This is a genomic window from Mesorhizobium sp. B2-2-4 (assembly GCF_006442375.1).
Taxonomy (GTDB): domain Bacteria; phylum Pseudomonadota; class Alphaproteobacteria; order Rhizobiales; family Rhizobiaceae; genus Mesorhizobium.
This window is the reverse complement of sequence record NZ_VFWB01000001.1, coordinates 959,329-985,755: the sequence shown is the minus strand read 5'-3', so window position 1 is coordinate 985,755 and position 26,427 is coordinate 959,329. Positions and strand designations below refer to the sequence as shown.

22 protein-coding genes and 1 pseudogene are annotated in these 26,427 nt (G+C 64.7%); 10 read left to right on the top strand and 13 right to left on the bottom strand.

The annotated features are described in order from the left end of the window. The coding region (locus tag FJ959_RS05090; RefSeq protein WP_140628790.1) for an ISNCY family transposase at positions 1-799 on the top strand (799 nt) is incomplete at its 5' end. Positions 800-927: 128 nt separating this feature from the next. Here the strand turns inward: FJ959_RS05090 and FJ959_RS05085 are convergent. Continuing rightward, positions 928-1,554, bottom strand: a complete 627-nt coding sequence (locus FJ959_RS05085) for an isoprenylcysteine carboxylmethyltransferase family protein (protein WP_140628787.1) — start codon at positions 1,552-1,554, stop codon at positions 928-930. A 140-nt stretch (positions 1,555-1,694) separates the two neighbouring features. Continuing rightward, entirely contained in the window at positions 1,695-2,231 is a 537-nt protein-coding gene (infC, locus tag FJ959_RS05080) for a translation initiation factor IF-3 (RefSeq protein ID WP_140491142.1), read from the bottom strand. Between the two features lie 218 nt (positions 2,232-2,449). Between infC and FJ959_RS05075 the strand changes: the two genes are divergently transcribed. The 4 genes from FJ959_RS05075 to FJ959_RS05060 all read left to right on the top strand — a co-directional run bounded on the left by FJ959_RS05075 (position 2,450) and on the right by FJ959_RS05060 (position 5,846). Next, entirely contained in the window at positions 2,450-3,214 is a 765-nt protein-coding gene (locus FJ959_RS05075) for an alpha/beta hydrolase (RefSeq protein ID WP_140625496.1), read from the top strand. 2 nt (positions 3,215-3,216) lie between these two features. After that, positions 3,217-4,359, top strand: coding sequence for a benzoate/H(+) symporter BenE family transporter (locus FJ959_RS05070; protein ID WP_140628784.1), 1,143 nt, complete (start codon positions 3,217-3,219; stop codon positions 4,357-4,359). Between the two features lie 145 nt (positions 4,360-4,504). Next, positions 4,505-4,987: a DUF2852 domain-containing protein gene (locus tag FJ959_RS05065; protein WP_140491148.1), complete on the top strand. Its 483-nt coding sequence runs from the start codon at positions 4,505-4,507 to the stop codon at positions 4,985-4,987. A gap of 100 nt (positions 4,988-5,087) precedes the next feature. Beyond that, positions 5,088-5,846 (top strand): M48 family metallopeptidase, encoded by a 759-nt coding sequence (locus FJ959_RS05060; RefSeq protein WP_140561794.1) that lies wholly within the window; start codon positions 5,088-5,090, stop codon positions 5,844-5,846. A 101-nt stretch (positions 5,847-5,947) separates the two neighbouring features. On the opposite strand, the gene FJ959_RS05055 is transcribed toward FJ959_RS05060, so the two are convergent. After that, the gene (locus tag FJ959_RS05055; RefSeq protein ID WP_140491152.1) at positions 5,948-6,166 is read right to left on the bottom strand and encodes a hypothetical protein; all 219 of its coding nucleotides are present in this window, start codon (positions 6,164-6,166) and stop codon (positions 5,948-5,950) included. A gap of 111 nt (positions 6,167-6,277) precedes the next feature. Here FJ959_RS05055 and FJ959_RS05050 point away from each other — a divergent pair, with 111 nt between their 5' ends. From FJ959_RS05050 to FJ959_RS05030, 5 genes are all read left to right on the top strand, one after another. Further along, complete coding sequence (locus FJ959_RS05050; protein WP_140554553.1) at positions 6,278-6,937, top strand: phosphoribosylanthranilate isomerase; 660 nt, start codon at positions 6,278-6,280, stop codon at positions 6,935-6,937. Positions 6,938-7,026: 89 nt separating this feature from the next. Further along, positions 7,027-8,277 (top strand): tryptophan synthase subunit beta, encoded by a 1,251-nt coding sequence (gene trpB / locus FJ959_RS05045; protein ID WP_140554554.1) that lies wholly within the window; start codon positions 7,027-7,029, stop codon positions 8,275-8,277. A gap of 2 nt (positions 8,278-8,279) precedes the next feature. Continuing rightward, a complete protein-coding gene (gene trpA / locus FJ959_RS05040) occupies positions 8,280-9,119 on the top strand; it encodes a tryptophan synthase subunit alpha (RefSeq protein WP_140554555.1) in 840 nt (279 codons plus the stop codon). Positions 9,120-9,300: 181 nt separating this feature from the next. After that, entirely contained in the window at positions 9,301-10,227 is a 927-nt protein-coding gene (gene accD, locus FJ959_RS05035; RefSeq protein ID WP_140491161.1) for an acetyl-CoA carboxylase, carboxyltransferase subunit beta, read from the top strand. 62 nt (positions 10,228-10,289) lie between these two features. Beyond that, on the top strand, positions 10,290-11,615 hold the full coding sequence (locus FJ959_RS05030; RefSeq protein WP_140628782.1) for a folylpolyglutamate synthase/dihydrofolate synthase family protein: 1,326 nt from the start codon (positions 10,290-10,292) through the stop codon (positions 11,613-11,615). Between the two features lie 109 nt (positions 11,616-11,724). Here FJ959_RS05030 and FJ959_RS05025 read toward each other — a convergent pair. From FJ959_RS05025 to ahcY, 10 genes and pseudogenes are all read right to left on the bottom strand, one after another. After that, a pseudogene (locus FJ959_RS05025) lies at positions 11,725-12,133 on the bottom strand (PIN domain-containing protein). Then, entirely contained in the window at positions 12,130-12,378 is a 249-nt protein-coding gene (locus FJ959_RS05020) for a type II toxin-antitoxin system VapB family antitoxin (RefSeq protein ID WP_140524091.1), read from the bottom strand. The pseudogene FJ959_RS05025 and the gene FJ959_RS05020 overlap by 4 nt, the downstream one beginning before the upstream one ends. Positions 12,379-12,442: 64 nt before the next feature. Further along, a complete protein-coding gene (locus FJ959_RS05015; protein WP_140524093.1) occupies positions 12,443-12,724 on the bottom strand; it encodes a cupin domain-containing protein in 282 nt (93 codons plus the stop codon). A 134-nt stretch (positions 12,725-12,858) separates the two neighbouring features. Beyond that, positions 12,859-13,182 carry a thioredoxin gene (trxA, locus tag FJ959_RS05010; RefSeq protein WP_140491167.1) on the bottom strand — a complete coding sequence of 108 codons (324 nt, stop codon included), beginning with the start codon at positions 13,180-13,182 and terminating at the stop codon, positions 12,859-12,861. Positions 13,183-13,256: 74 nt separating this feature from the next. Beyond that, a complete protein-coding gene (gene addA / locus FJ959_RS05005) occupies positions 13,257-16,778 on the bottom strand; it encodes a double-strand break repair helicase AddA (protein ID WP_140628779.1) in 3,522 nt (1,173 codons plus the stop codon). Beyond that, complete coding sequence (gene addB / locus FJ959_RS05000; protein WP_140628776.1) at positions 16,775-19,909, bottom strand: double-strand break repair protein AddB; 3,135 nt, start codon at positions 19,907-19,909, stop codon at positions 16,775-16,777. The genes addA and addB overlap by 4 nt, the downstream gene beginning before the upstream one ends. Next, positions 19,906-20,610 (bottom strand): nucleotidyltransferase family protein, encoded by a 705-nt coding sequence (locus FJ959_RS04995; RefSeq protein ID WP_140517791.1) that lies wholly within the window; start codon positions 20,608-20,610, stop codon positions 19,906-19,908. The genes addB and FJ959_RS04995 overlap by 4 nt, the downstream gene beginning before the upstream one ends. Positions 20,611-20,684: 74 nt before the next feature. After that, positions 20,685-22,196 (bottom strand): tRNA (adenosine(37)-N6)-threonylcarbamoyltransferase complex ATPase subunit type 1 TsaE, encoded by a 1,512-nt coding sequence (tsaE, locus tag FJ959_RS04990; RefSeq protein ID WP_140628773.1) that lies wholly within the window; start codon positions 22,194-22,196, stop codon positions 20,685-20,687. A gap of 8 nt (positions 22,197-22,204) precedes the next feature. Beyond that, a complete protein-coding gene (locus FJ959_RS04985) occupies positions 22,205-24,760 on the bottom strand; it encodes a PAS domain-containing sensor histidine kinase (RefSeq protein WP_140628770.1) in 2,556 nt (851 codons plus the stop codon). 187 nt (positions 24,761-24,947) lie between these two features. After that, a complete protein-coding gene (ahcY, locus tag FJ959_RS04980; protein WP_140517752.1) occupies positions 24,948-26,348 on the bottom strand; it encodes an adenosylhomocysteinase in 1,401 nt (466 codons plus the stop codon). Positions 26,349-26,427 lie beyond the last annotated feature (79 nt).

Here is a 26,427-nt window from a genome sequence, read left to right as displayed (position 1 = left end):
TCACCGGCGCAAGCGGGAGAGGAAGCCTTGCGAGGGGATGATGCTGCATCAGGATGGCAGCCGTCATCGATGGCTGGTGGGTGAGCCGATGCTGGACCTGATCGTGACGATGGACGATGCGACGAGCACGATCTATTCGGCCTTCCTGATCGAGGAGGAAGGCACGGCGTCGAGCTTTCAGGGCCTTCTGGAGACATTCGTCGCCAAGGGATTGCCATCGAGCCTCTACAGCGATCGCGGCAGCCACTATTTCGTGACGCTGAAGGCCGGCGAGGCGGTCGACAAAAGCCGGCTGACCCAGGTCGGCCGGGCGCTCGAGCGGCTGGGTATCGAACATATTCCAGCCTATTCCCCTGAAGCGCGAGGCCGCTCGGAGCGGATGTTCTCCACCTTGCAGGATCGGCTGCCGAGGGAGCTGGCGCTGGCCGGAATTGCCGACATCGAGGCCGCCAACCGGTTCATCGCACAGACCTACCTACCAGCTCACAATGCCCGCTTCGCCAGGCCGGCCGCGGTCGAGGACAGCGCCTTTGTCGCCGCAGACCCGCAACAACTGGCCCAGATCCTGTGCATCGAGGAGGAGCGCGTCGTTGCCCGCGACAACACGGTCGCCTTCGCGCGGCTGCGATTGCAGCTGCCGCAGAGCCCGATCCGGCATCACTTCGTCAAAGCCACCGTCAAGGTCAGGCACTACCCGGATGGAACCCTCGCGATCTTTCACGGGCCGCGCCGCATCGCTCGCTACAGCCCTGACGGCGCCGAAATCGAAGACACTTGCCCCATCAGGCAAGCCGCGTGAACCGCTTCGACGCCAAAACAGAAGCGGACAGATCATGTGCTACCAAACCGGACAACTTGATTAGCTACCGACACACCCACCGCGCCGCGCGTTTCCCCGAACGCCCGGATGCGGCGCCCGGTCCTTCATCAGGGGAGCGTAAACAACACCGGCAACATACCCGACTGCTGGGCGCCGTCGATCAGTTCGAAGGCCGGCAGCGCGATGAGGAACACCAGGCCGTCGAGAAGCGTGGTCAACAGCAGGCGCGGCTTGAAGCTGCCGGTGTCGCCTTCCTGGTAGAGGGAAAGCTTCAGAAAGAATCGCGGCACTCTTGCCAGATAGGCCTGATAGGGCTCGCCGAGCGTTTCCTTAAGGAATTTCTCCTCGCGCAGGATGACGATATGGAAGGCGCCCGCACACAGGACAGCGAACAGAATGATGCCGGAGAACGAGCCGATCTGCGCGCCGACGCCGGCCGCGGCCACAGTCGAGAACACATAGAGCGGGTTGCGGGTGATCGAATAAGGCCCGCCCGTCACAACTTCGGAAGATTTGCGCCCACCTATGTAGAGCGTCGACCAAAGGCGACCGCAGATACCTAGGAAAATCAGCAGCACGCCGAACATCTCGATCGTTTCATGCATCGCCGTATCAGGCGGAAAGCTCGATTGCCCGAACAGCAGGGCTGCGAACAGCACCACCACAAGCACGGCAAGCACCAGCCTGCGCGTGCGCTGGTAGCTACCCAGCCCGTATTTGAGTTTTTTGTCCAAGGGAGGAATCCGATCGTCGAGAACTTAGCCGGCGACCGCAGCTATGGCCGAGAAATGGGCGTCCCGCCGATCGCCGGGACGCCCTGTAGCACAATTCAGGCGGAATTGGAGCGCGTCGGTCGCGCTAACCTTATCGTGATCTAGCGCGGCGCCAGCACCATCATCATCTGGCGGCCTTCGAGCTTCGGCTCCGCTTCCACCTTGGCGATGGTAGCCACTTCCTCACGCACCTTGTTCAGAAGCTGCATGCCGAGCTCCATATGCGCCATCTCGCGGCCACGGAAGCGCAATGTCAGCTTGACCTTGTCGCCTTCCTCGAAGAAGCGGCGCACCGCCTTCATCTTGGTCTCGTAGTCGTGGCTGTCGATGTTCGGGCGCATCTTGATCTCCTTGATCTCGATGACCTTCTGGTTCTTGCGCGCCTCGGCCGCCTTCTTCTGGTTGGCGTATTTCAACTTGCCGAGATCGAGGATTTTTACGACGGGCGGCTGCGCGTTGGGCGATATCTCGACGAGATCGAGCCCTGCCTCTTCGGCGAGCAGCAATGCGTCGTTGATGGAAACATCGCCACGGTTCTGGCCTTCGGCGTCGATAAGCTGGACCCGGGGAACCCGGATGTCACGATTGGAGCGCGGCCCATCCTTGGTCGGCGCCGCTGCTTTGAAAGGTCTGCGAATGGTCGTGGTCTCCTTGGCCGTTTCGTTCTGGATTTGCAGGTGTTGATATGTGGACGCGCCAATGTGGTGAGCGCGCGGGCGGAGTCAATAGCACAGCATTGACAGAAAATCACCTGATCGCTGCCTGCGGCAAACAAAGAAAGATCGCGAGCACTTTTCGCCACACCACTGGCTGTGTCACAAGACCCTGCGCCGAAAGTCGGCGTGAGGAAAAAGCCATGACTGCCCCTGTCTTTCTGGATGTCGACGGATCGAGCATCGCGGTGCGCCATATTGCTGGCGCGACGCCTGGCGTCGTCTGGCTCGGCGGCTACAAGTCGGACATGCTGGGCACGAAGGCTGAAGCGCTTTCGGACTGGGCGGCAAAAGAAGGCCGCGCCTTCCTGCGCCATGACTATTCCGGACACGGCGAATCCGGCGGCGCCTTTGCCGACGGCACGATCTCGAAATGGCTTTCGCAAAGCCTGGCCGTGTTCCGGCATTTCACCAGCGGCAGCCAGATCCTGGTCGGCTCGTCGATGGGCGCCTGGATCGCCCTGCGCATGGTGCAGGAATTGCGCAAGGCAGGCGACGCAAGCGTCGTCGGTCTGGTGCTTCTAGCACCGGCGCCGGATTTTACCGCAGAACTGGTCGAACCGGTGCTGACCAAAGCGCAGAAGCGCGACCTTGCCAAAAAAGGCTTCTTCGAGGAGCCGTCGGACTATTCCACCGAGCCCTACATCTACACGCGCGCGCTGATCGAGGATGGGCGCGACAACCTGGTCATGACAGGCCCGCTCGACACGCACTGCCCCGTACACGTCTTGCAGGGCCTGGCCGATCGGGACGTGCCGTCGAGCCATGCGCTGAGGCTGGTCAGCCTGCTGCCGGCCGACGATGTCACGCTGTCGCTGATCCCGGACGGCGACCACCGGCTGTCGCGGCCGCAGGATCTCGACATGCTGGTGCGGGCGGTCGGCGACATGGCCGCGCGGGGCAAGTGACGATGCGCCTTTCCATCCCGATCTCAGCCTTCGTCGCGGCCATCGTCGGCTTCGGCGGCACGCTGGCCATCGTCATTGCCGCCGCCCACGCGGTCGAGGCCACGCAAATTCAGACCGCGAGTTGGGTGACCACGATCTGCCTGGCCATGGCGGTCGAAAGCCTGTGGCTGTCCTGGCGAACGAAAATGCCCATCATCACCGCATGGTCGACGCCGGGCCTGGCGCTGATGGCGGCGTCGAGCGGTTTTTCGATCGGCGAGGCCGTCGCCGCCTTCATCGTTACCGGCATTCTTTTGGTCGCCACCGGGCTGTTCCGGCCGCTGACGAAACTGATCTCGGGGATACCGCCCTCGGTCGCTTCAGGAATGCTGGCCGGCATTGTCGTCACCTTCGCGCTCAATGCGGTCAAAACTGTTCCCGTCGATCCCTGGCTGATCCTGCCGTTGATCGCCGCCTTCTTCGTCATCCGCCTGTTCAATCCGGCGCTGTCGGTGCTGGCAGTGCTGGTCGGCGGCGGTCTCGCCGCGTTTCTCACCGGCCGCGTCGGCGGTTTGCCCACTCCTGAACTATCGACGCTCACTGTGATTGCGCCTGTGTTCACCGCCAAGGCGATAATCGGCCTGGCAGTACCGCTCTACCTGGTCACCATGGCTTCGCAGAACCTGTCGGGCCTCGCCGTGCTACGTGCCGCCGGCTACCATCCGGAACCCGGTCCGCTGATCGGCATCACCGGCCTGTTTTCGCTGCTTTCGGCGCCGTTCGGCGGCTCGACCACCAATCTGGCGGCAATTTCGGCGGCTATCTGCACCGGGCCCGACGTTCATCCAGACCCAACGGAGCGCTGGAAGACAGGGCCGTTCTATGCCCTTGCCTATCTGATCTTCGCGATTTTCGGCGCCTCCCTGGTGGCGATCTTCGCCGTCCTGCCGCAGAGCCTCATCGTGCTGGTTGCGGGTCTTGCGCTGATGGCCTCGCTGGCCAACGCGCTGGCGATCGCGCTCAAGGACGAAAGCGAGCGCATGGCCGCCACCGTCACTTTTGTCGTCACCGCCTCCGGGCTGACCTTGTTCGGCGTCGGCGCCGCATTCTGGGGACTGATTGCCGGGCTGGTCGTGCTTTTCCTCGATATGCTCAAAAAGCGATAATCATTTCAGGAGCTTGTCCGGTTTTAGCCGACATTGTCTTGAATCGCCGTTTTTGCCTTCCCATTTCGATTCCACGCAGCCGGTCCTGGCTGTTCGATTCCACGCAGCCGGTCCTGGCTGTCTCCAACCGAAGGAATGGGAGAAAATGAACACATCTGCATTGATCCGCCCGGCCTGGACGCCGGCAACCATCGCGTTGATGGTGATCGGCTTCATGGTGTTCTGGCCGCTCGGCTTCGCCATGCTCGCCTACATCATCTGGGGCGACCGGCTCGAGGGCTTCAAGCGTGACGTCAACCGCGCGACCGACGGCATCTTCGCCGGCTGCCGCCGCGGTTCCGACAAAGCCGCGCGCTGGGGCCACGGCTCCGCCCGGACCGGCAACGTCGCGTTTGACGACTGGCGCGAAAAGGAGCTTGAACGCCTGGCCGAGGAACGCCGCAAGCTCGACGACATGTTGACCGAGTTCGACGACTACGCCCGCGAATTGCGTCGCGCCAAGGACCAGGACGAGTTCGATCGCTTCATGGCGAACCGCAACAAGTCGACCGCTCCGGCAAAGAGCGACCCGAGCACAGGCACGACCCCCACCAAGCGTGGCAAAGGCTCGAACCTGCTTGACGACTGAGGCTGAGCGACAGGCCCGATCGTGAAAAAACGGCGTCGCGCGAGCGGCGCCGTTTCTTTTTTGTTCTATTCGTTTTTCTCGAATCGCGTATCGTCCGGCCATGACCCTCGGATTCTTCCGCAATCTGACGAAGCCCAAGCCCACGCCTGTCGTGGAGCGAGAATACTGCGTTGCCGGCCGCACGCTGCCGCTCAAGATCGTCGAGAGCGCCAGGGCGCGGCGTCTGACGCTACGCATCGATTCCGGCGGCCAGGGCCTGCGTATCACCGTGCCGCCGGGCCTGCGCCGTGGCGAGGTGGAGCGGTTCCTCGACCGTCATCAGGACTGGCTGGAGCAGCGGCTGGCCAAGGTGCCAACGCGGCCGCAGGTACGGCCCGGCATCAAGATCCCCATACGCGGCGTGCCGCACCGCATCGTGCATGAGCCGTCAAGGCGCGGCACCGTCACCGTGTCGCGCGACGAACGCGGCCCGCTGCTGATCGTGCATGGCGAGCGCATCCACCTGCCGCGCCGCATCGCCGATTTTTTGAAGCGCGAGGCCAAGAAGGAGATCGAGAAGCTGGTGGCCAGGCACACCGAGGCGCTCGGCAAGCGCGCCAAGGCGATCCGCTACAAGGATACGTCCAGCCGCTGGGGCTCGTGCACCTCCGAAGGCAATTTGTCCTTTTCCTGGCGCATCATGATGGCGCCGCCGCCCGTCATCAACTACCTCGTCGCGCATGAAGTAGCGCATCTGAAAGAGATGAACCACGGCCCGAAATTCTGGAAATTGTGCGAAAAGCTCTGCCCCGACACCGACCGCTGCAAGGACTGGCTGAAGCGCAATGGCGGGGCCTTGCAGGCGATCGTTTTCGAGTAGCGCAATGAAGCGTCGTACGGCGCCAGAAAATAAGCTTTTCCGCGGTGATGCTTCACACCTCCGGTCCCGCCAGCGTCTACGTTCTTACTGGGCGCACGAACTCAATCGTCATTCGCGGCGTTCAACTCTTCAGGCCGCAGCCCCTCTTCGCTATGATGCGGCCACGGTAAAAAATTCCGATCGAAGGCGTCGGTGTCGAAATAATCGAGCGCCCGATGCGCCTCGGCGCCGTTGAAGGCGGCCTTGTCCATCAAATGCGCGATCACCTCGCGCGCCTGCGCGATCTTCTGCCTGAGTTCGGCAACGGTTCTGTCAGTCATGATGTTCTCCCGCCTTGCATGCTTTCCCATGATAGGTAGCGCCTTTGGCCCTGCCGGCAAACAACATGCTTTTTCTCGACTCTGCCTCGATTTCATGTCAATTCCCGCGCCATGGCACTCGACGTCAAAATCTGCGGCTTGAAGACCGACCAGGCAATGGCCGCGGCGCTGGCCGGCGGCGCCAGCCATGTCGGCTTCATTTTCTTTGCCAAGAGCCCGCGTTACATCGAACCGGCTGCAGCCGGGCGGTTGCGCGAAGCGGCGCGCGGCAAGGCTTTGGCGGTTGCCGTTACCGTCGACGCCAACGACACCTTCCTGGACGACATCATCGACAGCATGCGCCCGGACATGCTGCAGCTGCACGGCTCGGAAACGCCCGAACGGGTGGCCGAACTGAAAGCCCGCTATGACCTGCCGGTCATGAAGGCGCTGCCGCTCAGCGAAGCCGCCGATCTCGAGCGCATCAAACCGTTCGTCGGGGTCGCGGACCGGTTCCTGTTCGACGCCAAGCCGCCGAAGGGCTCCGAGTTGCCGGGCGGCAATGGCGTTGCGTTCGACTGGCGCATCCTGACCGGCCTTGACGCCGGGCTCGATTACATGCTTTCCGGTGGGCTCAACGCCGCCAATATCGGCGATGCCCTTCGGCTTGCCAGCCCGCCCGGAATAGATATTTCCTCAGGCGTGGAAAGCGCGCCGGGCGTCAAGGATCCGGCGCTGATCGAGCAGTTTTTCCGGGCCGTCAAGGCAGTGCGAGACGACCGCGCCGCCTGACCGCCTCAAACCCGAACATGTCCCGGAAAAGTGGAAACCGGTTTTCGACAGGACATGCTCAAGAAAATCGAGATGCCAGGAGATCGGCGATGAACAAGCCGGCGACACCCAATTCCTTCCGCACCGGACCCGACGAACAGGGCATGTTTGGCATTTTCGGCGGTCGTTTCGTGGCCGAAACGCTGATGCCGCTGATCCTCGACCTCGAACGGCACTGGAACGAGGTCAAGAACGATCCGGATTTCAGGGCCGAGCTCACCGATCTTTCGACCCATTATGCGGGGCGGCCGTCGAAGCTTTATTTCGCCGAAGGACTGACCAGGCATCTTCGTGAGGTTTCCTTGGCGAAGGGCATCGGGGGCGGCGCAAAGGTTTATTTCAAGCGCGAGGACCTGAACCATACCGGTTCGCACAAGATCAACAATTGCCTCGGCCAGATCCTGCTGGCCAAGCGCATGGGCAAGACGCGCATCATCGCCGAGACCGGCGCCGGCCAGCACGGCGTGGCGTCGGCCACCGTCGCGGCCCGTTTCGGCTTTCCCTGCGTCGTCTACATGGGTGCCACGGACGTTGCCCGCCAAAGCCCCAATGTCTTCCGCATGAAACTGCTCGGCGCCGAAGTGCGGCCGGTGACCGCTGGCCACGGCACGCTGAAGGACGCCATGAACGAGGCGCTGCGCGACTGGGTGACCAATGTCGAGGACACTTATTACCTGATCGGCACCGCCGCCGGCCCGCACCCCTATCCGGAGCTGGTGCGCGACTTCCAGTCGGTGATCGGTTCGGAGGCGCGCGCTCAGATCCTCGAGCAGGAAGGCCGGTTGCCCGACACCATCATCGCCGCCGTCGGCGGCGGCTCCAATGCCATCGGCCTGTTCCATCCGTTCCTCGACGACAAGGATGTCCGCATCATCGGCATCGAGGCTGGCGGGCGTGGCCTCGACGGCATCGAGCACTGCGCCTCGATGAACGCCGGCGCGCCGGGGGTGCTGCATGGCAACCGCACCTATCTCCTGCAAAATGCCGACGGCCAGATCATGGACGGCCATTCGATCTCGGCCGGCCTCGATTACCCCGGCGTCGGCCCGGAGCATTCCTGGCTGCGCGACTCTGGCCGCGTCGAATATGTGCCGATCCTCGACGACGAGGCGCTGGAGGCCTTCAAGCTGACCACACGCGTCGAAGGCATCATCCCGGCGCTCGAATCGGCGCACGCCATCGCCCATGCGGTGAAGATCGTGCCCGCCATGGACAAGGACCAGATCGTCATCGTCAACCTGTCCGGCCGCGGCGACAAGGACGTGCATACGGTGGCTTCGATGCTGGGCATGGAGATCTGATCATGGTGACCCGCATCGATCGCCGCATGGCAAAGCTCAAGAACGAAGGCCGCCCGGCGCTCGTCACCTATTTCATGGGCGGCGACCCGGACTATCAGACCTCGCTGTCGATCATGAAGGCGCTGCCAATGGCCGGCGCGGACATCATCGAACTCGGCATGCCGTTCTCCGATCCGATGGCCGATGGCCCGGCGATCCAGGCCGCGGGCTTGCGGGCGCTTAGAGGCGGCCAGACGCTGGTCAAGACGCTCAAGATGGCGGCTGACTTCCGCACCGGCGACAATGAGACGCCGATCGTTTTGATGGGCTACTACAATCCCATCTACATCTACGGCGTCGACCGCTTTCTCAAGGACGCACTGGCCAGCGGCATAGACGGGCTGATCGTCGTCGACCTGCCGCCTGAGATGGACGAGGAACTGTGCATCCCGGCGCTGAAAGCCGGCATTAACTTCATCCGGCTGGCGACACCGACCACCGACGACAAGCGCCTGCCCAAGGTGCTGCAGAACACGTCCGGCTTCGTCTATTACGTGTCGATGACCGGCATCACCGGTTCCGCGCTGGCCGACACCGGCAAAGTGGCTGCGGCGGTCAAGCGCATCAAGGGCCATACCGATCTGCCGGTCTGCGTCGGCTTCGGCGTCAAGACCGCCGAACAGGCGCGCGTCATCGGCGCCAATGCCGACGGTGTCGTCGTCGGCACCGCGATCGTCAATGCGGTCGCCAATGTGCTGGGGCCGAAGGGTGAAAAGACCGCCGACCCGGCCGAGGCCGTCGCCACGCTGGTCAGCGGCCTCGCGCAGGGCGTGCGGTCGGCCCGCCTTGCTGCCGCCGAATAGTTTTCCTACCTCAGGTCTTGTGCACGTCGCCATCCCGGGCGGCATGCGCTGGACCGGTTTGCCGTTTCACGGAAACGCCGAACCGCTCTATCTTTTTGCTTTATCGCAATTCCGGTCGGAAAACCGGTTCACACTTTTCCTGGAATTGCTCTAACTCTTCGTCAGGACAGGAGCCGAAGCGATGAACTGGATCACCAACTACGTTCGCCCGAAGATCAATTCGATGCTCGGCCGGCGCACCGACATGCCCGAGAACCTGTGGATCAAGGATCCCGAGACCGGGGAGATGGTGTTCCACAAGGATCTGGAATCCAACCAGTTCGTCATCCCGTCTTCGGGCCATCACATGAAGATCTCGGCCAAGGAGCGGCTGAAATACTTCCTCGACGACGGCAAATACGAACAGCTCGAAAATCCCAAGGTCATGCTGGACCCGCTGAAATTCCGCGACGAGAAGCGCTACACCGACCGGTTGAAGGACGCCAAGGCCAAGACCGGCCTGGAAGATGCCATCGTCAACGCGCTGGGCACCGTAGAAGGCCTGCCGGTGGTGGTGACGGTGCAGGATTTTGCCTTCATGGGCGGTTCGCTCGGCATGGCCGCGGGCGACGCCATCGTTCATGCCTTCGAGGTGGCCGTGCAGCGCAAGCGGCCGCTGATCCTGTTTGCCGCTTCCGGCGGCGCGCGCATGCAGGAAGGCATCCTGTCGCTGATGCAATTGCCGCGCACCACGGTTGGCGTCGACCGGCTGAAGGAAGCCGGCCTTCCCTACATCGTCGTGCTGACCAATCCGACGACCGGCGGCGTCACTGCCTCCTACGCCATGCTGGGCGACGTGCATATAGCCGAGCCCGGCGCACTGATCGGCTTCGCCGGACCGCGTGTCATCGAGCAGACCATCCGGGAAAAACTGCCGGACGGCTTCCAGCGCTCCGAATATCTGATGGAGCACGGCATGGTCGACATGGTGGTGTCGCGACTGGAGATGCGCCGGACCATCGCGCGGCTCTTGAAGATGCTGCTCAAGATGCCGGAAGAGCACAAGCCCCTGGAGCCGGAAATCCTGCCGCCGGCGGTGGTCGCGACGGAAGCACGGCCGCAGGCCTGACGCGACACTCTTTGCCGCGAACCGCGATTGCGCGCGATCCATCGCGCGCTTAGGACTCTTACATGACCACGCTTGCCGCCGACCGTGAAATCGAAGCGCTGATGGCGCTTCACCCGAAAGGCTTCGATCTTTCGCTCGACCGCATTTCACGGCTGCTGGAGCGGCTGGGCAATCCTCAGGACTTGCTGCCGCCGGTGATCCATATCGCCGGCACCAACGGCAAGGGCTCTTGCGCCGCCTTCTCGCGGGCGCTTCTGGAAGCGTCCGGCCGGCTCGTGCACGTGCACACCTCGCCGCATCTGGTCAGCTGGCACGAGCGCTACCGGCTGGCGGCCGATGGCGGCGGCAGGCTGGTCGAGGACGATATCTTCGCCGAGGCCATCGCCCGCGTCGCCAAGGCCAATGGCGGCGAGAAGATCACCGTTTTCGAGATCCTCACCGCCGTCACCTTCATCCTGTTTTCGGAGCATCCGGCCGATGCCGCCATCGTCGAGGTCGGCCTCGGCGGCCGCTTCGACGCCACCAATGTCATCGCCAGGCCGGCTGTCTCGGTGATCATGCCGGTGTCGATGGACCACGAAGCCTATCTCGGCGACCGCGTCGAACTGATCGCCGCCGAGAAGGCCGGCATCATCAAGCGCGGTTGCCCGGTGGTCATCGGCGCGCAGGAAACCGAGGCGGCGCAGCAGGTGCTGATCGAAACCGCCGAGCGGCTCGGCTGCCCGACCCTGGTCTATGGACAGGATTTCCTCGCCTTCGAGGAGAACGGCCGCATGGTCTATCAGGACGATGATGGCTTGATGGATCTGTCGCCGCCGCGGCTGCCCGGGCGCCACCAGTTCGCCAACGCGGCCGCCGCGATCGCCGCCGTCAAGGCAGCCGGCTTCGAGATCAGCCACCGTGCCGCCGAGAAGGCGATGACCACTGTCGCCTGGCCGGGGCGGATGCAGAAGCTGTCGCAAGGCAGGCTGACGGAACTGGCGCCCAAGGGCGCCGACATCTGGCTCGACGGCGGCCACAATCCGGGCGCCGGCGTGGTCGTCGCCGAGGCGCTGGCCGAACAGGAAGAGAAGAACCCCAGGCCGCTTTTTCTCATCTCCGGCATGATCAACACCAAGGACCAGAGCGGCTATTTCCGCGCCTTCAATGGCCTCGCCCGGCACGTCTATACCGTGCCGGTGAGCCTGAGCGACGCCAGCGTGCCGAACGACGAACTGGCGGCCCGTGCCACCGAGGCCGGGCTGACGGCCGAGCCGGTGAGTTCCGTCGCCAGCGCGCTGATGTTACTGCGGGACACCTGGGACGGCCCGCCGCCGCGCATCCTGATCGGCGGTTCGCTCTATCTGGCTGGAGCGGTGTTGGCGGAGAACGGCACGCCGCCGACGTGACATGGCGATAATCGGAAATCTATCCTACCCGCCCCCGGAAAACGATCTCGGCTTGGGAAAACGTCATGGCACAACATACCAAAGACGCTTCGCGTGATCCGTTCCAACGCTAGAAATCCCACGGTGAGATCAGGTCGAGGTTGGCGGTGGCAAAGTCGTTGAGGTTGCGCATCGCCAGCCGACCACCGTTTACACGCACGATCGCGGCGATCATGCCATCGGGAGCCGACATTCCACGGCCCAGGCGGCTGGCGGTTCCCATGATCTCCCCGTAAACCAGCGCAGCCTCTTCCGTCAGCCCAGAAATCCGGTCGGCGAAGCGACGGCGCCATTGAGAAAGCCCCTGCTCCAGGCGATCCGCACGCTCATCAGGTCGGATTTTGTGAATGCCGAAAGCGACTTCAGCAATCGTCACCGTGGGCCAATTCAGCATCGTTGCGGACAAGCCAGGCGAGAACGGCTTCGTCCGGTGCCTTCTTGAGTGTTTCTGAAATCACATCGGTGTCGACGAAAATCAAAGCTCGGGTCCAGCATGAACCAGGCGGCCGTCGCGGATGATTTCCTTCAGATCGATATCGACGCCACAACTGGCCGTGAGGCGGGCGTAGAAGGTGGTGGCGGGCTCGCGTCCCGCCTCACGGATCTCGTACGATTCAAGCGCTCGCTCGACGACATCTGCTATCGAGCGATTTTCGCGACGAGCAAGTCTATGAGCCAGGTCGCGTGCTTTTGCGCTACGGACCGAGAGCTGAGGTTCGGCCATCTCAAACTCCGTTGTTGGAAGACATATATACCGGTTTCCGCTGCGGTATTCGAGGCGAACGCCGCTATTTCAGCTCGATCTCAATGAAGGCATATTCGCCCTCATTGGCGCTGATGACGTCGTGCTCGACGCCTTCCCTGCGGAAATAGGGCGCGCCTTTCTTCATTTCGGCGAAGGATTCGCCGTCCTTGGTCAGAAGCTTTACCTTGCCGTCCATCAGCGGCACGACAACATAGTCGTGGCCGTGGCGGTGCCAGCCGGTGTTGTCGCCCGGCTGAAAGCGGTATTCCGTGACGATGACGCGCTCATTGTCGATGAAGACGGTGGCCTTGGCGGATCCGGTCATTTTTCCTCTCCCTGCATCTGCTTCCAGCAGAAGACATGGAGGCCCCGGACGTCAGGGCCAGAGCGGGCGACCAATGACGCCAACAAAAAGCCCGGCGCGATCGGCCGGGCTTGATGTCAGGAATTTCGGATTGATCAGGCGAGATTACCGTTGATCCAGTGCGACAGCGCGGTCTTGGGCGCGGCGCCAACCTTCACATCGGCTCTTTCGCCGCCCTTGAAGATCATCAGCGTCGGGATCGAGCGCACGCCGAATTCCGCTGCCAGTTCGGGATTCTCGTCGATGTTGAGCTTGGCGATCTTCACCTTGCTGCCGAGCTCATTGGCGATGTCTTCCAGCGCCGGCGCGATCATCTTGCAGGGACCGCACCATTCCGCCCAGAAATCCACCACGACCGGCTCCTTGGCGTCGAGCACAGCGGTCTGGAAATTGTTCTTGTCGACCTTGACGGTAGCCATGCGGAAATCCTTTCGAAATTTTTCGTCGCACCAAATGTGGTGGTTGCCGCGCCCTTCTTCAAGCAGTTCTTGTGTCACGCTCGCGTGAGTCGGGCAAGAGCGTCATCCATGGCCCGAGCCGGTAGTTCGATCAGCCGCGGCGCCTCCGTGAACAGCAAGGCCGCCGTGACTTCGCGGCCGGGATAGAGCGGCCGCAGCAAGGCGCGATAGAGCGCGAGCTGCAGCAGATAGGCGGGCGGAACCTCGCCCAGCGAGGCGGGCGCCGGCCGATTGGTCTTGTAATCGATGATGGATACGCGGTCCGGCGTCACCGCCAACCTGTCGATCTTGCCGGAAATCGAGCGTTTCGTGCCCTTGACGTCGAGGCTGCCCATGACCGCCACTTCGGCGCGCGAAGAGGGTCCGAAAAGCGGCGCGAAACGCGGATCGGCAAGGATCGCCATCACCGAGGCGACCGCCTTTTCGCACTCGCCGGCCGGCCATTGCGCGCCGGCGCGGGCGAGATAGCGTTCGGCTGCGCCCTGGCGTTCGTTTTGCGCCACGCCGGGCAGCATCTGCAGCAGTTTGTGAAGCGCCAGGCCTCGCATGACGGCGAAGCCGGGTTCGGCGTCGCCATCCAGCACTGGCGAGCCGGTGTCGATGACGCTTTCCTTGCCCTCGTCGATCAGGGCGGAGGCTCCGGATGGCGACAGCGGGCGCGGCAGGTCCTCGTATGGCGGCAGCGGCTTGAACAAGATTTCGGGCGGCGGCTCGAAGTCCCGCGTCTGCCTGGCTTCGCTCTCGGCGACCGGTGCAAACGGCGGCAATCCGGTCACCTGGAAGCGATGCACTGAGACGCCGCCGCCGGCCGGATGCGGATACTCGGCACTCTCCGGCGCCCCGACCAGGGCACGGCTGACGAGCGAATGCCAGGTGCCGGTGTTCGGTGCGCGCTTGCCGTGATAACCGCAAACGATCAGCCTGTCCTCGGCCCGGGTCATGCCGACATAGAGCAGCCGCCGGTACTCGTCATCGGCGAGATCGCGCGCCCTTGCCGCGGCAGCCTTCGAAATGCCGTTGGCGACGTCGCTGGCCGAGCGCCAGAGAAAGCCCTTGCCGCTCCAGTTCAGCCCCGAACCCTCGAACGGCATCAGGCGCGGCAGGTGCTGATCGCTGAACGGAGCCGAACCGCCATCGACCAGGAAGACGACAGGCGCTTCGAGCCCCTTGGCTGCATGCACGGTCATGACGCGGACCTCGTCGCGGGTCTGGTCCATCTCGCGCTTGATTTCTGGGCCGGCGCTCTCCAGCGTCGACAGGAAGGCTTCCAGCCCGGGTAAGCCGGCCCGCTCCTCGGCAAGGCAGAAACTCAGGAATTCGTCGAGAATGTCGCCGGCCTCCGGCCCGAGCCGCGCAACCATCTTGCGGCGCACGCCACCGCGTGCCAGGAGGCCGGCATAGAATTCGAACACCGGCTTGAAGACGGCCTCGTTGGCCCAGATGTCGAGTTGAGCGGCGACCGCCGCGAGCGCTTCGCTTTGGCTGGCATGCTGGCGCAGGGACCCGGCCAGCGACAGGCCGGATGGTCTTTGCGCGGCCAGTGTGAAAAGCGTCTCTTCCGACAGATCGAAGATCGGGCTCCGCAGCACGGCGGCGAGCGACAGATCGTCCTGCGGCTGGATCAGGAAATGGCCGAGCGCGATCAGGTCCTTGACCGCGATGTGGCCGGGCAGGCTCAACCGGTCGGCGCCGGCGACCGGGATGTCACGACGTTTCAGGGCACGCGTCAGAGCATGGACGAAGCGATCGCGCTTGCGCACCAGCACCAGCACGTCGCCAGGGCGCAGCTTCTTGCCGCGGCCTTCGATGACCTCGCCATTGCCGATCCAGCCGGCAATGGTGGCGGCGACGTTTTCGGCAACCCGAACCGCCGGCGCGCGGGCATGGTCGACTGCCTGGGTCCAGTCGTCCGGCTCGTCGACGACGTCGGCGCCGATGGATGGCCAGACCTCGACATAGCCCGGCGCATCGGTGCGTATCGCCTTGTGGCTCAGCGGATCGGGGTCATGGCTGATGCCACGCCGCACGACCGGATCGGCGAAGACGCGGTCGACGGCGGCCAGAACATCGTCGGTCGAGCGGAACGACCAGGTGAGCTTCAGATCGGCGAAGGGCGCATCGGCGTCGCGCACCTTGCTTGCGAACAGGAGCCTGCTGTCGGCGAAGGAATCCGGCGCCGCTCCCTGGAAGGAATAGATCGACTGTTTTTCGTCGCCGACAGCGAAGATCGTCCGATGCGCGGTGTCTCGGGCGCCAATGCCGGCAAAGAATTCCTCGGCCAGCCGCTTCACCACCTCCCATTGGTCGGGGCTGGTGTCCTGCGCCTCGTCGAGCAGAATGTGGTCGATGCCCTGGTCGAGCTTGTATTGCACCCACGGGCCGGCATCGGGCCTGGCCAGGAGACTGACGGTGCGGGTGATCAGGTCGTTGAAGTCGAGGAACCCGCGGCCACGCTTCAACTGCTCGTAGCGGGCGACCAGCCAGTCGGCCAGCGTCAGCGCGGCGCGCGTGCCCTCCAGCATCCGGAACAGGGCGAGCCGGTCGACCGTCTCGACGATTGCGGTGGTCGCCGAGAGATAGCGCTCCGCCAGGTCCGGCAGCCGGTCGAGCAGCGCCTTCTTGAAGGCCTTGGCTGGATCGTAGACGTCGCCGTCGGCCTTCAGGAAAGCCCGCGAAAGCAGCTGCAGGCGGCGCACGGGGTCGGTTTCCGCGAAAGCCAGGCGCGCATGAGGCAAGATGTTGTTGAGCACCGTCCTGGCGTCGGCGGCCTCCGCCGCCTGGGCGAAGCCGGCAAAATAATCCGGCAGGAAGCCGGGCAGCGGCCAGATGGCGGCCGCTATGCCTTCGGCGGTCTGGCCGGGGCGGAATTGGAATTCGTCGAACAGCGTCTGGAAGTTCGGGCCGCCTCGATCGATCTCACCGATGAAGGCGCCCAGTTCGTCGCGCTTGCGGACGATCTCACCCAGCAAAGCGTCGAGCCCGGCCTCGCCACCGCGCTCGAGCACGGCGGCGAAAGCTTCGGCGAGGTCCGGCCGATCCGCCGCGCTGCCCGAAATCATTTCACGGCGCGCGGCGGCGAACAACGATGCCTCCATCTGCGGGTCGAGCATCTCGAAATGCGCGGGGATGTTGGCTTCCAGCGGGAACTGGTGCAGCACCGATTCGCAGAAGGCATGAATGGTCTGGATCTTCAGGCCGCCGGGCGTTTCCAGCGCCTCGGCAAACAGGCGGCGGGCGCGGCGCATGGTTTCGCGGTCGGGCCGGCGGCCATCGAGCGCCTCGACCCTCACCGCCAATTCGGCATCGCCGAGCGCGGTCCATTCCGACAATGTCGAGAAAACCCGGTTCGACATGTTGGCGGCGGCGGCGCGCGTGTAGGTCAGGCACAGTATCTTCGACGGATCGGTGCCACGCAGCAGGAGCCGGATGACGCGCTGGGCCAGCACATGGGTCTTGCCGGACCCGGCATTGGCCGACACCCAGGCGGAATTCCTCGGATCCGAGGCGCTGGCCTGCCTGGAGGCGGTTTCGCCGGGGATGGGATAGGCTTTCTTCATGCCTCCCCTCCCTCGTCATCCGCATCGCCGCCCGCCGACCATTCGAGCACGCGGGCGAGATGGTCGTAGTTGCCGTCGGTCTCGCCTTCGCGGAACGGCAGTGCCCGCGACAGGTAGCCGGCCGCCGGATCGGCATAGTGGATGAGCAATTTCTCCAGCCGCGCCCAGGCCTCCTCGGCGAGGTCCGTGGCGGTGCGTGGCTGCCGGTTGTATTCGAGGATCGATTCCTCGAAAACCTCGCCATTCGGCTTCAGCCTGACAAAAGCCAATTGCGAGGGCTCGCGCGCGCCGAGTTCCTGGAAAGCGCCGCGCCTGAGCAACGCGCCCTCCAGGGCCAGTTGCGGCGACAGCAGCGTGTGCGCCTGCGCCTTGGAAGGCGAGGAGCCGGTCTTGTAGTCCAATATGTCGGCCATGCCGCCATGGAGAAGATCGACCCGGTCGGCATAGCCCGACAGGGTGATCCCGGATTGGCCGACCACGGTCTTGGCCGCTCGCGCCTCGGCGTGGCGCCGGGCCACGGCCCCAGCGCGGCCGCGTTCCCATTCGATGATGCTGGCGGCGAGCTTTTCGAAACGCGGCCACCAGACCGCCTCGACATCGGCGGGAAGTGCTGCCTCGGCAAAGCAGGTCCGGCCGGCGGCGAGCAGGCCGGCCAGCGCATCGGGAGCACGCGGATCGGCCACGCTGCCCGAGAACAGATGCAGGATGGCGTGGAACAGCGTGCCGCGCTCGGCCGCACCCGGGTCGCGGATGACCGGGTCGAGCGGCAGCAGGCCGAGGATGCGCCTGGCATAGATGGCGTAGGGATCGCGACGCAGCGTCTCGATCTCGGTGACCGAGAAATGGGTTGGACGCAGCGCGACCGGCGGCTTCGGCTGCGGGCGCGGCGCGAAGTCCCGCCGCGGGCCGGTATCGAGCGCGCGCGCCCAGGCGATGAGTTCGTCGCCGCGTTCGGCAAGCCTGGCTGCCTGGTCCTTGCCGATATAAGTGAGAATGCGCTGCAGCCAGCGCGAGGGCACGGCGGGCGCGTCACCGGCGCGTGCGGAGCGCGACAGCACCACCTTCGCCGCCCCCATGGCCATCTGGAAATCATGCGCGGCAAGCCCAATGCGCCGTTCGGGCGGCTCCAGGTCGATGCCTGTCTTCATCAGCCGCGACATGAAGCGGTCGCTTTCGGGTTTGCGCGGCCACACGCCTTCGTTCATGCCGCCGATGACCAACGTGTCGACATTCTGCAAGCGGGCTTCCAGCGGCCCCCAGATGGCAACGTTCCTGTCTGTGCCTTGCGCCGGCTTGACCGTCTCGGGCGCGATCAGCGCCGCCATGACATCTGGCCATTCGTCGGCGGCAAACGACAGCGGCACGGGCGCCGCGACCAGTCCGCGCAACAGCTCGGCCAGTTTCTCGCCGGCATCGCCGGCATAGAGCGCGCCAAGCCCGCCATCGGCCGCACGGCCGAGATTTTCCAGCACCACGACGCTGGCCCCGACCAGCGCCACAAGACCGGCGTCGGCCTGACCGCGAAAGGCGGCAAGCGGCGCCAGCGCTTCGTTGAGACGTCCGAGCAAATTCCGCGCGCCTTCGATGGCGCGCACGGTCAGCCGGGTAAACCAGAAAGGCCGCCTGCTGTCGGCGCCGAGGTCAACCAGGCGGGCTTCGAACAGGTCCGGCAGCGACGCGATGTCGGGGCGGCCGGTGCCGCCGCGCAGCGCCACCAGTTCGATCAGTTCCGCCGCATGGCGAACGCTCGTCCGGTCCAGGCCAAGGGCAAGCAGGGGATGCTTGAGCAGCGACAGCAGGCCGACCGGGTCACCGGGACGGAACACCGCCTGCAACGCCAGGCCAAGCAGGCCGGCGGCGGGCGTGTTGGAAAGCGGCACACCACCGGAATCGTCGGCGACGACGCCGAAGCGAGCGAGCTCGACCGAGACGCGGCGCGCCAGCGCACGGTCACCGGTAACGAGGGCCGCTCTTTGGCCGGGCTGCTCGACTGCGCGCTTGAGCGCGACGGCGATCGCCACGGCTTCATCGCGTTCGCCGGCTGCCTCCAGCAGGCTCACGCCGGAGAACGCCTGCTCGATGTCGGAGGGGGAAAAGCCGCTGCGCGTCTCGGCCCACAATTCGGTGGTCTCGGCCGGCCGCAGCGCTTCGCCGACGAGGGCGGCGCGAAGCGCGAGTTCATGTCCGGCCGCGCCGATCTCCTCGACATCGCCGCGCAGCACACCGATGGTGCCGATCAGCTTGGCGAGGCCGTATTGCGGATGGCCGAGCACGGCCGGACGTGCGCCCGGCGCCGTGATGGCCTGGAAAGACGGCTCATCCATCGTCCGGTCGAGGCCTGGCAGCACGATGGCTCCTCCCGCCAAGCGGGCGATTGCGGCCAGCAGCTCTGCCGTGGCGGGGATGGAGCCGGTGGAACCGGCGGCGATAACCGGCCCGGCGGGCGGATTGCGCCGCAACCGCGCCGCTTCCAGCCGGAGCAGGGCGCTGCGATGCGCGGCCGGGTTGGAGAGGTTCCGTTCCCCAAGGAATTTCGGCCAGGCGTCGGTGACGATGCCGAGAAAATCAAGCGTGACCTGCCACCATCCCGCGAGATTGCCGCTCACCAGGTCAGCGAGCCGCGTCCAGTCCGTGCCTTCCGTCTCGATCTCATCCATAAGCCGGGCGAGATCGCGTGCCAGCCAGATCGCATCGGCGGTGGAGGCTGGAATGACGATCTCCTCCTCGAAAAGCGCCGCCACATGCGCCGGCAGCCGGCGTTTCCAGGCACGCACCAACGGCGCCAGCAGCAACAGGCGTTCGGTCGCCGCGATCGGCGGCGCGAGGTCGATGGCCGCCGACGCTTCCGTCTCGAACGCGGCCTCGTCCTCATCGAACTCGCCGAGCGGCCGGATGACTGGCAGAATCGCCGAACCGCCGCCGCCCCTCGCCGACAGGCTGTCGACGAAGACGCCACGCAAGGCGCGCGCGGCGCGGCGCGTCGGCACATAGATGATGACATCGGCCAAAGCGAGCGGGTCGCCATCGAAGCGAAAGCCCGGAACAAGACGCCCGGCCAGCAGCGCCTCGGCAAGCGTCGGCAGAAACGGCGCACCGGGCGGAATGGAGAAAACGCGGCCCGGGCCGCTCATTGCAACTCGGCTAGCGCGTCGGCGACCGCCGCTTCCGCGCTGGCAATAGCGTCAGGCGTGCCGACGGTGATCCAATGGCCATGCATCGGCATGCCGGACAGCCGGCCGGCGGCGATCGCCTTGTCGAAGTAGGCGTTAAGCGAATGAGGTTCCGGCAGGGCACCCTTGAAGATGCGCGGATGGACGATCGCCGCCCCGGCATAGATCAGGCCCGCCGGATCGCCCTTGGAACGCCGCAGGGTGCCGTCCGGCGCCACCAGGAAATCGGTGCTGCCGCAGTGTCCGGTCGCCTGATGGAGATCCGCCAGCATCAGCAGAATATCCATTTTCGCGGCGTCCCATGCAAGGGCGAGACGGTTGAGATTGAGCGTTCCTTGGTCGATCCAGAAGGTGTCGGCGTTGAGGATGTAGAAGGGCTGTTGGCCGAGCTCCGGCAGCGCCTTGACGATGCCGCCGGCGGAATCGAGCAACCGCTCGCTCTCGTCCGAAATGACGATCCGCGGCGCATGGCGCGCGCCGAGATGGGCGACGATCTGTTCGGGAAGATAGTGCACGTTGACGACGGCCTTGCCGATGCCGGCCGCGGCGAGACTGTCGAGGCCCCAGTCGAGCAGCGTCTTGCCGGCGATCCTGACCAGCGGCTTGGGGATCGTGTCGGTGATCGGCCGCATGCGCTTGCCGAGCCCTGCGGCAAGCACTATCGCAGTTTTGGGCACTATCGCAGTTTTGGGCACGATCGCAGTTTTGGGCACGCTCGCTGCGTCCGGTATCGATGTCACGGCGTTTGCTCCTCCAGCAGACCGTGAGCGGTATAGAACTCGCGAAGGCCGGCCAAGGCAGGATGAGACAGCGCCCGGCGCAGATAGTCGCGGATACGCGGCAAGTGCTTCAGATAATAGGGCTTGCCGTCGCGTTTTTCGAGCCGGACGAAGATGCCGAGGATCTTGGAATTGCGCTGCGCCGCCATGATCGCATAGGCCTCGAGGAATGCCGCCTCGTCAAATGGGCCGGCCGCGTGGCGGGCGGCGACATAGGCATCGAGCGTGCGTTTCTCGATGCCTGGCGGGATGGTGACGCGCGCGTCCATGGCCAGAGAGGCGACGTCGTAAGCGGCGGGGCCGATCAACGCGTCCTGGATATCGACGATACCGAGCCGGTCATGGCCGGAGCGCTCAGCGCGCCAGATGATGTTCGGCGAATGAAAGTCACGCAGCATCAGCGTGTATTGGCTGTCAGCGAGCCGATCGAGAACCGCGTTCCACTCCTTATGGTAGCCGACGCGCAAGGCATCGCCTGCCGACGCGCCCGTCAGCATCGGAACGTACCAATCGACCAACAGGTCCGCCTCGATCAGCATGGCGTCGCGGTCGAAGGGCGGCACATCGTGAAACACACCCGGTGCGGCCTCCATCCGGTGGGGCCAGGTCTTGCCATGCATCATGGCGAGCAGTTCGGCCGCCGCCTCATAGCGCTCGGCGACCGGCCTGCCATGCCCGTCCAGGAAACCTTCGGAGCCCAGATGTTCGAGCAGCAGGAATCCCTGGTCGAGATCCTGCGCATGGATTTCGGGAACGCTGACCCCGGCGGCGAGCAGCGCGCGGTCGATGGCGGCGAAGGCTGACACCGACTGGGCGGTGTGGGCGATGACGCCATAGGGCTTGCCGTCGCGCACCGGCGGGCCCAGCACCAGCCGCGGCGAGTTCATCAGCACCCTCGCGGCGTGGCCTGGAAGCGAGACAATTTCGTAGGAGCGGGCAGAGGCATCGCCGATGAAATGGCGGCGGCTGGCCTCGCCCCATCCAGCGCCTTCGAGGAAATCACGCATGGCGAGCGACCGCGCCACCCGATCGTAGGCAGCGCCTTGCCCGGACAGTCTCGCCAATCGGCCATCGCCATGCTGGACGAGTTCGATCAGCACGGCGGTCCCAGGCAAATAACCCTCGGCCCGTTCCGGCCATTCGACAAGGGCCGCGCCTTGCGCCAACGCCTCGTCGAAGCCCAGTTCATCGAGCTCGGCTGCCGAGGACAGGCGGTAGAGGTCGAAATGGTGGACCGGGATGCGCGTATCGTAGCTTTGCACAAGGGTGAAGGTAGGACTCGGCACGTCGAGACCGGCATCGTCGGCCAAGGCCCTGATCAGCGCCCGCGCCAGCGTCGATTTGCCCGCGCCGAGATCGCCCTTCAGCGCCAGGACGTCGCCGGCGCGCAACGCCAGCGCCAGATCCTCACCCAGCCGCGCTGTCTGTGTTTCGTCGGCGAGTAAACGCTCGAGCATCAATGCGGCCATCGAGTGCGCTACTCGGCCGCGGCGCGGATGCCCGGCATGTCGGGAAAGGTGCAGATGACGGTCGTGCCCTTGTCCTTGCCGGTTTCGATGCGGACGCTGCCGCCATGCAGCTCGACGAAGCTCTTGACGATCGACAGTCCGAGCCCGGCGCCGCGCCGGCGGCCGCCATTGGCGCGCGGCTCGAAGCGGCGGAACACCGAGTCAAGCACGTCGGGCGGCATGCCGGGTCCATCGTCATGGACCGAGAATTCCACCCCGTCCGCCAACTGACGGCAGGCGAGCCGGATGGCGCTGGCCTCCGGCGCGTAGTTGGCGGCGTTGCTGAGCAGGTTGTAGAGGATCTGGCGGATGCGGATTTCGTCGCCGTGGAAGGTCTTCGGCGCCGCCGCGGCATCGACCTCGAGCCTGATTGAATGCTCTTCCAGCCGGTCGGCAACCAGCTCGGCGGCGGCGGCGATGGTGCGGTCGACATGGACCTCGGAAATGTCGAGCTGCATGATGCCGGCATCGACCGTGGCGAGGTCGAGTATGTCGTTGACGATGGTCAAAAGCACCGAGGACGACGAGCCGACATGCTCGACATATTCGCGCTGCTTCTGCGTCAGCGGACCGGTGGCCGGCAGCGACAGCAGTTCGGTGAAGCCGATGATGTTGGTCAGCGGCGAGCGCAGTTCGTAGGACACGTGCTGGACGAATTCGTTCTTGAGCTGGTCGGATTTCTCCAGCGCCTCGTTCTTGTCCTTGAGCGCGCGTTCGACACGGACGCTGTCGGTAACGTCGACGAAGGTCATCATCACCTGCCCGTTGGGCAGGGGGATCACGGCGTAGCGCAGCACGGTGCCGTTGTTGAGCTCGGTCTGGCCGTGGCGGTCGCGGCGCTCGTCGTCGAAGCCGGTGATGGCGGCGACGAAGCCGCCCCACGGGCTGTCGATCGCTTGCAGGTCACAAAGCTCACGGATTGCGGAAACATGGACATTGGGCCGGGCGGTTTCGGCGTCCAGGCCCCACAAAGTAGCAAATGCCGGGTTCGACAGGCGCAGCCTGCCGTCGGGACCGAACACCGCCACGCCTTCGGCGAGGTTGTCGAGTGTTTCGCCCTGGACCCGCACCGCGGTGCGGTAGCGGCTTTCGAGGTCCATCTTCTCGGTCAGGTTCTCGAACACCCAGGTGACGCCGCCCTTGGGCTGCGGGTTGGCGACGACGCGGATGGTCTTGCCGTCGGGCAGGTGCCACCAATGCTCCTGCGATTCCACCGCGCGGTAGGCGCCGAGCAGGCCTTCCTTCCAGCGACGCCACTCCGGCTGCTCGGCGATCTTGCCCTCGCTGCGCAGCCGATCCAGCAGCAAAGCGTTATCGGGCGCGCTGTGCAGGAAGCCTGCATCGAGGCCCCAGAGCTTCTGGAAAGCCTGGTTGAAGAAGCGCAGCTTCTCGTCGGTGTCGAAGATCGCGACCGCCGTGTTGAGCTGGTCGAGCGTGTCGGCGTGGCTGCGCACGGTGCGCTCATATTCGCTGCGGATCGTTTCGATGGCGCTGGTGTCGCAGGCAAGCCCGGCCGAACCGTCGGCGCCGGCGAAATCGGTCACCGCGAAGACGCGGCGGTCGCCCTCGATCACCGTGGAAAGCGTCTGTTCGAAGACAGGATGGGACTTGTGCTGGGCAGCGATCGCTTCGCGCGCCTGGCCGCCGAGGAATTCCTTGGCGTCGCGGACAGCCATCTCCGCGCTTTCGGCCTCGACCGCTTCGGCATAGGCCCGGTTCACCCATCTCAGGCGGCCGTCCTCGCCGCGCAGCCATGCCGGCATCTTCAGCGCCTCGAGCAGGCCGATCATCGTATCATGGTCGGCGGCCAGCCGCTGGTTTTCGATCTTCAGCCGGGCCTGGCTGCGTTGCGTCTCGGAAAGGGAAACGAACCGCACCAGCACATGCGCCGCGCTCTTGCGGCCATGCACTTCCAGCGGAGCGCCGGTCTGCGTTTCGATGACGAGGTCGAAGGACACGGCTCTTTCGCGCAGCCCCGCGACGGCATGCTCGAGTGCCGCAGCCGAGCGCGGCATCAGCCAGCGGCCGAAGGCAAGGAAGGCGGCCCGCTCCTCGGGCGCGCCGCTTTCGACCGGCAGCGTGCCGATGAGCTCGGGTTTCTTGTTCTCCGAGGCCCAGACGACGACACGCTGGTCGCGCAAGTTGAGCAGCGCCTCCGAACGGCGCAGCGCCGCGTTGATGTCCGCGATGCGGCTCCTGAGCTCGACATTTTCGGCCGAGGTGCGCGCTCTCTCCCGGATCAGAACGATGGCCGACAGGAATGCCGCTCCCATCACTCCGACAAAGACGGCAAGCTGCACGACCTCGACCGTGCTCACCGATAGGCTTGCGGCCTCCGCACCAGCAGCCTGGGCGTGGGCCACCGTGCCGGCCAAAGGCCAGCCAAGTGCGGAGCCGGCAAGGAACAGTCCGGCGCGCGCGCGCCATGAAGGGCGCCCGCCTCGCGTGGCGGTGCCGGTAGTCCTCGAATCGTCATGGCCGCCGGAAACGGCCCGTCCCGCGTAAAGCGGGTTATCCCCCGGCATGTCTTGGTCCTCTTCGCCGCCTGAATGCAAGACCGCCCTGATGCGTACGCCGGTCCTCGTCCCCGGACCGCGAATCACAACAATAGCGCCTGCTGGAATCGGCGTGAAGAATCATTCGGCGCAAAAATAAAGCCGGGCGAAAAGTCAATCGCCCGGCGTCAATATCTGGTAGTAAATTCAGCTTTGGTTAATAGCGGTAGTGTTCCGGCTTGAACGGACCCTGCGGGGTCACGCCGATATAGGCTGCCTGTTCGCCCGACAGTTCGGTCAGGCGAGCGCCGAGCTTGTCGAGATGCAGGCGCGCGACCTTCTCGTCGAGATGCTTGGGCAGCACGTAGACCTGGTTCTGGTACTGCTCGCCCTTGGTGAACAGCTCGATCTGCGCCAGCACCTGGTTGGTGAAGGACGCCGACATGACGAAGCTCGGATGGCCGGTGGCGTTGCCGAGGTTGAGCAGGCGGCCTTCCGACAGCAAGATCATGCGCTTGCCATCGGGGAAGGTGATCATGTCGACCTGAGGCTTGACGTTGGTCCATTTCAGGTTGCGCAGCGATGCCACCTGGATCTCGTTGTCGAAGTGACCGATGTTGCCGACGATCACCATGTCCTTCATCGAACGCATGTGGTCGAGGGTGACGACATCCTTGTTGCCGGTGGTGGTGATGACGATGTCGGCGGTGGGTGCGGCATCTTCGAGCGTGACGACCTCGAAGCCGTCCATCGCCGCCTGCAGGGCGCAGATCGGATCGACCTCGGTGACCTTGACGCGGGCGCCGGCGCCCTTCAGCGAGGCGGACGAGCCCTTGCCGACGTCGCCATAGCCGCAGACGACGGCGACCTTGCCGGCCATCATGGTGTCGGTGCCGCGGCGGATGCCGTCGACCAGCGATTCCTTACAGCCATATTTATTGTCGAATTTCGACTTGGTGACGGAGTCGTTGACATTGATGGCCGGGAAAGGCAGCAAGCCCTTCTTCTGCAGCTGGTAGAGCCTGTTGACGCCGGTGGTCGTCTCTTCGGTGACGCCGCGGATCGCTTCCTTCTGCTTGGTGAAGAAGCCGGGCGAAGCCTTCATGCGCTTCTTGACCTGGGCGTAGAAATATTCCTCCTCCTCGCTGTGCGGATTGGACAGCACGTCCTCGCCGGCCTCGGCGCGCGCGCCGATCAGGATGTACATGGTGGCGTCGCCGCCATCATCGAGGATCATGTTGGAGGTGCCGCCGTCGGCCCACTGGAAAATCCTGTCGGTGTAGTCCCAGTACTGCTCAAGCGTCTCGCCCTTAACGGCGAAGACCGGGATGCCGGCCTCGGCGATGGCAGCAGCCGCATGGTCCTGGGTCGAGAAGATGTTGCAGGAAGCCCAGCGTATATCGGCACCGAGCGCCTTCAGCGTCTCGATCAACACCGCGGTCTGGATGGTCATGTGCAGCGAGCCGGTGATGCGCGCGCCCTTGAGCGGCTTCTTGGAGCCGAATTCCTCGCGGCAGGCCATCAGGCCCGGCATTTCGGTTTCGGCGATCTCGATTTCCTTGCGGCCCCAGCCGGCAAGCGAGATGTCGGCGACCACATAGTCCTTGCTACCCGTCATGGCAGTGCTCCGATGCGAATTGTTACGCTGTTGAATTGGTTGCGGATGCGCCCGCGCCGGCAGGCGCGTCGAAGGGCGC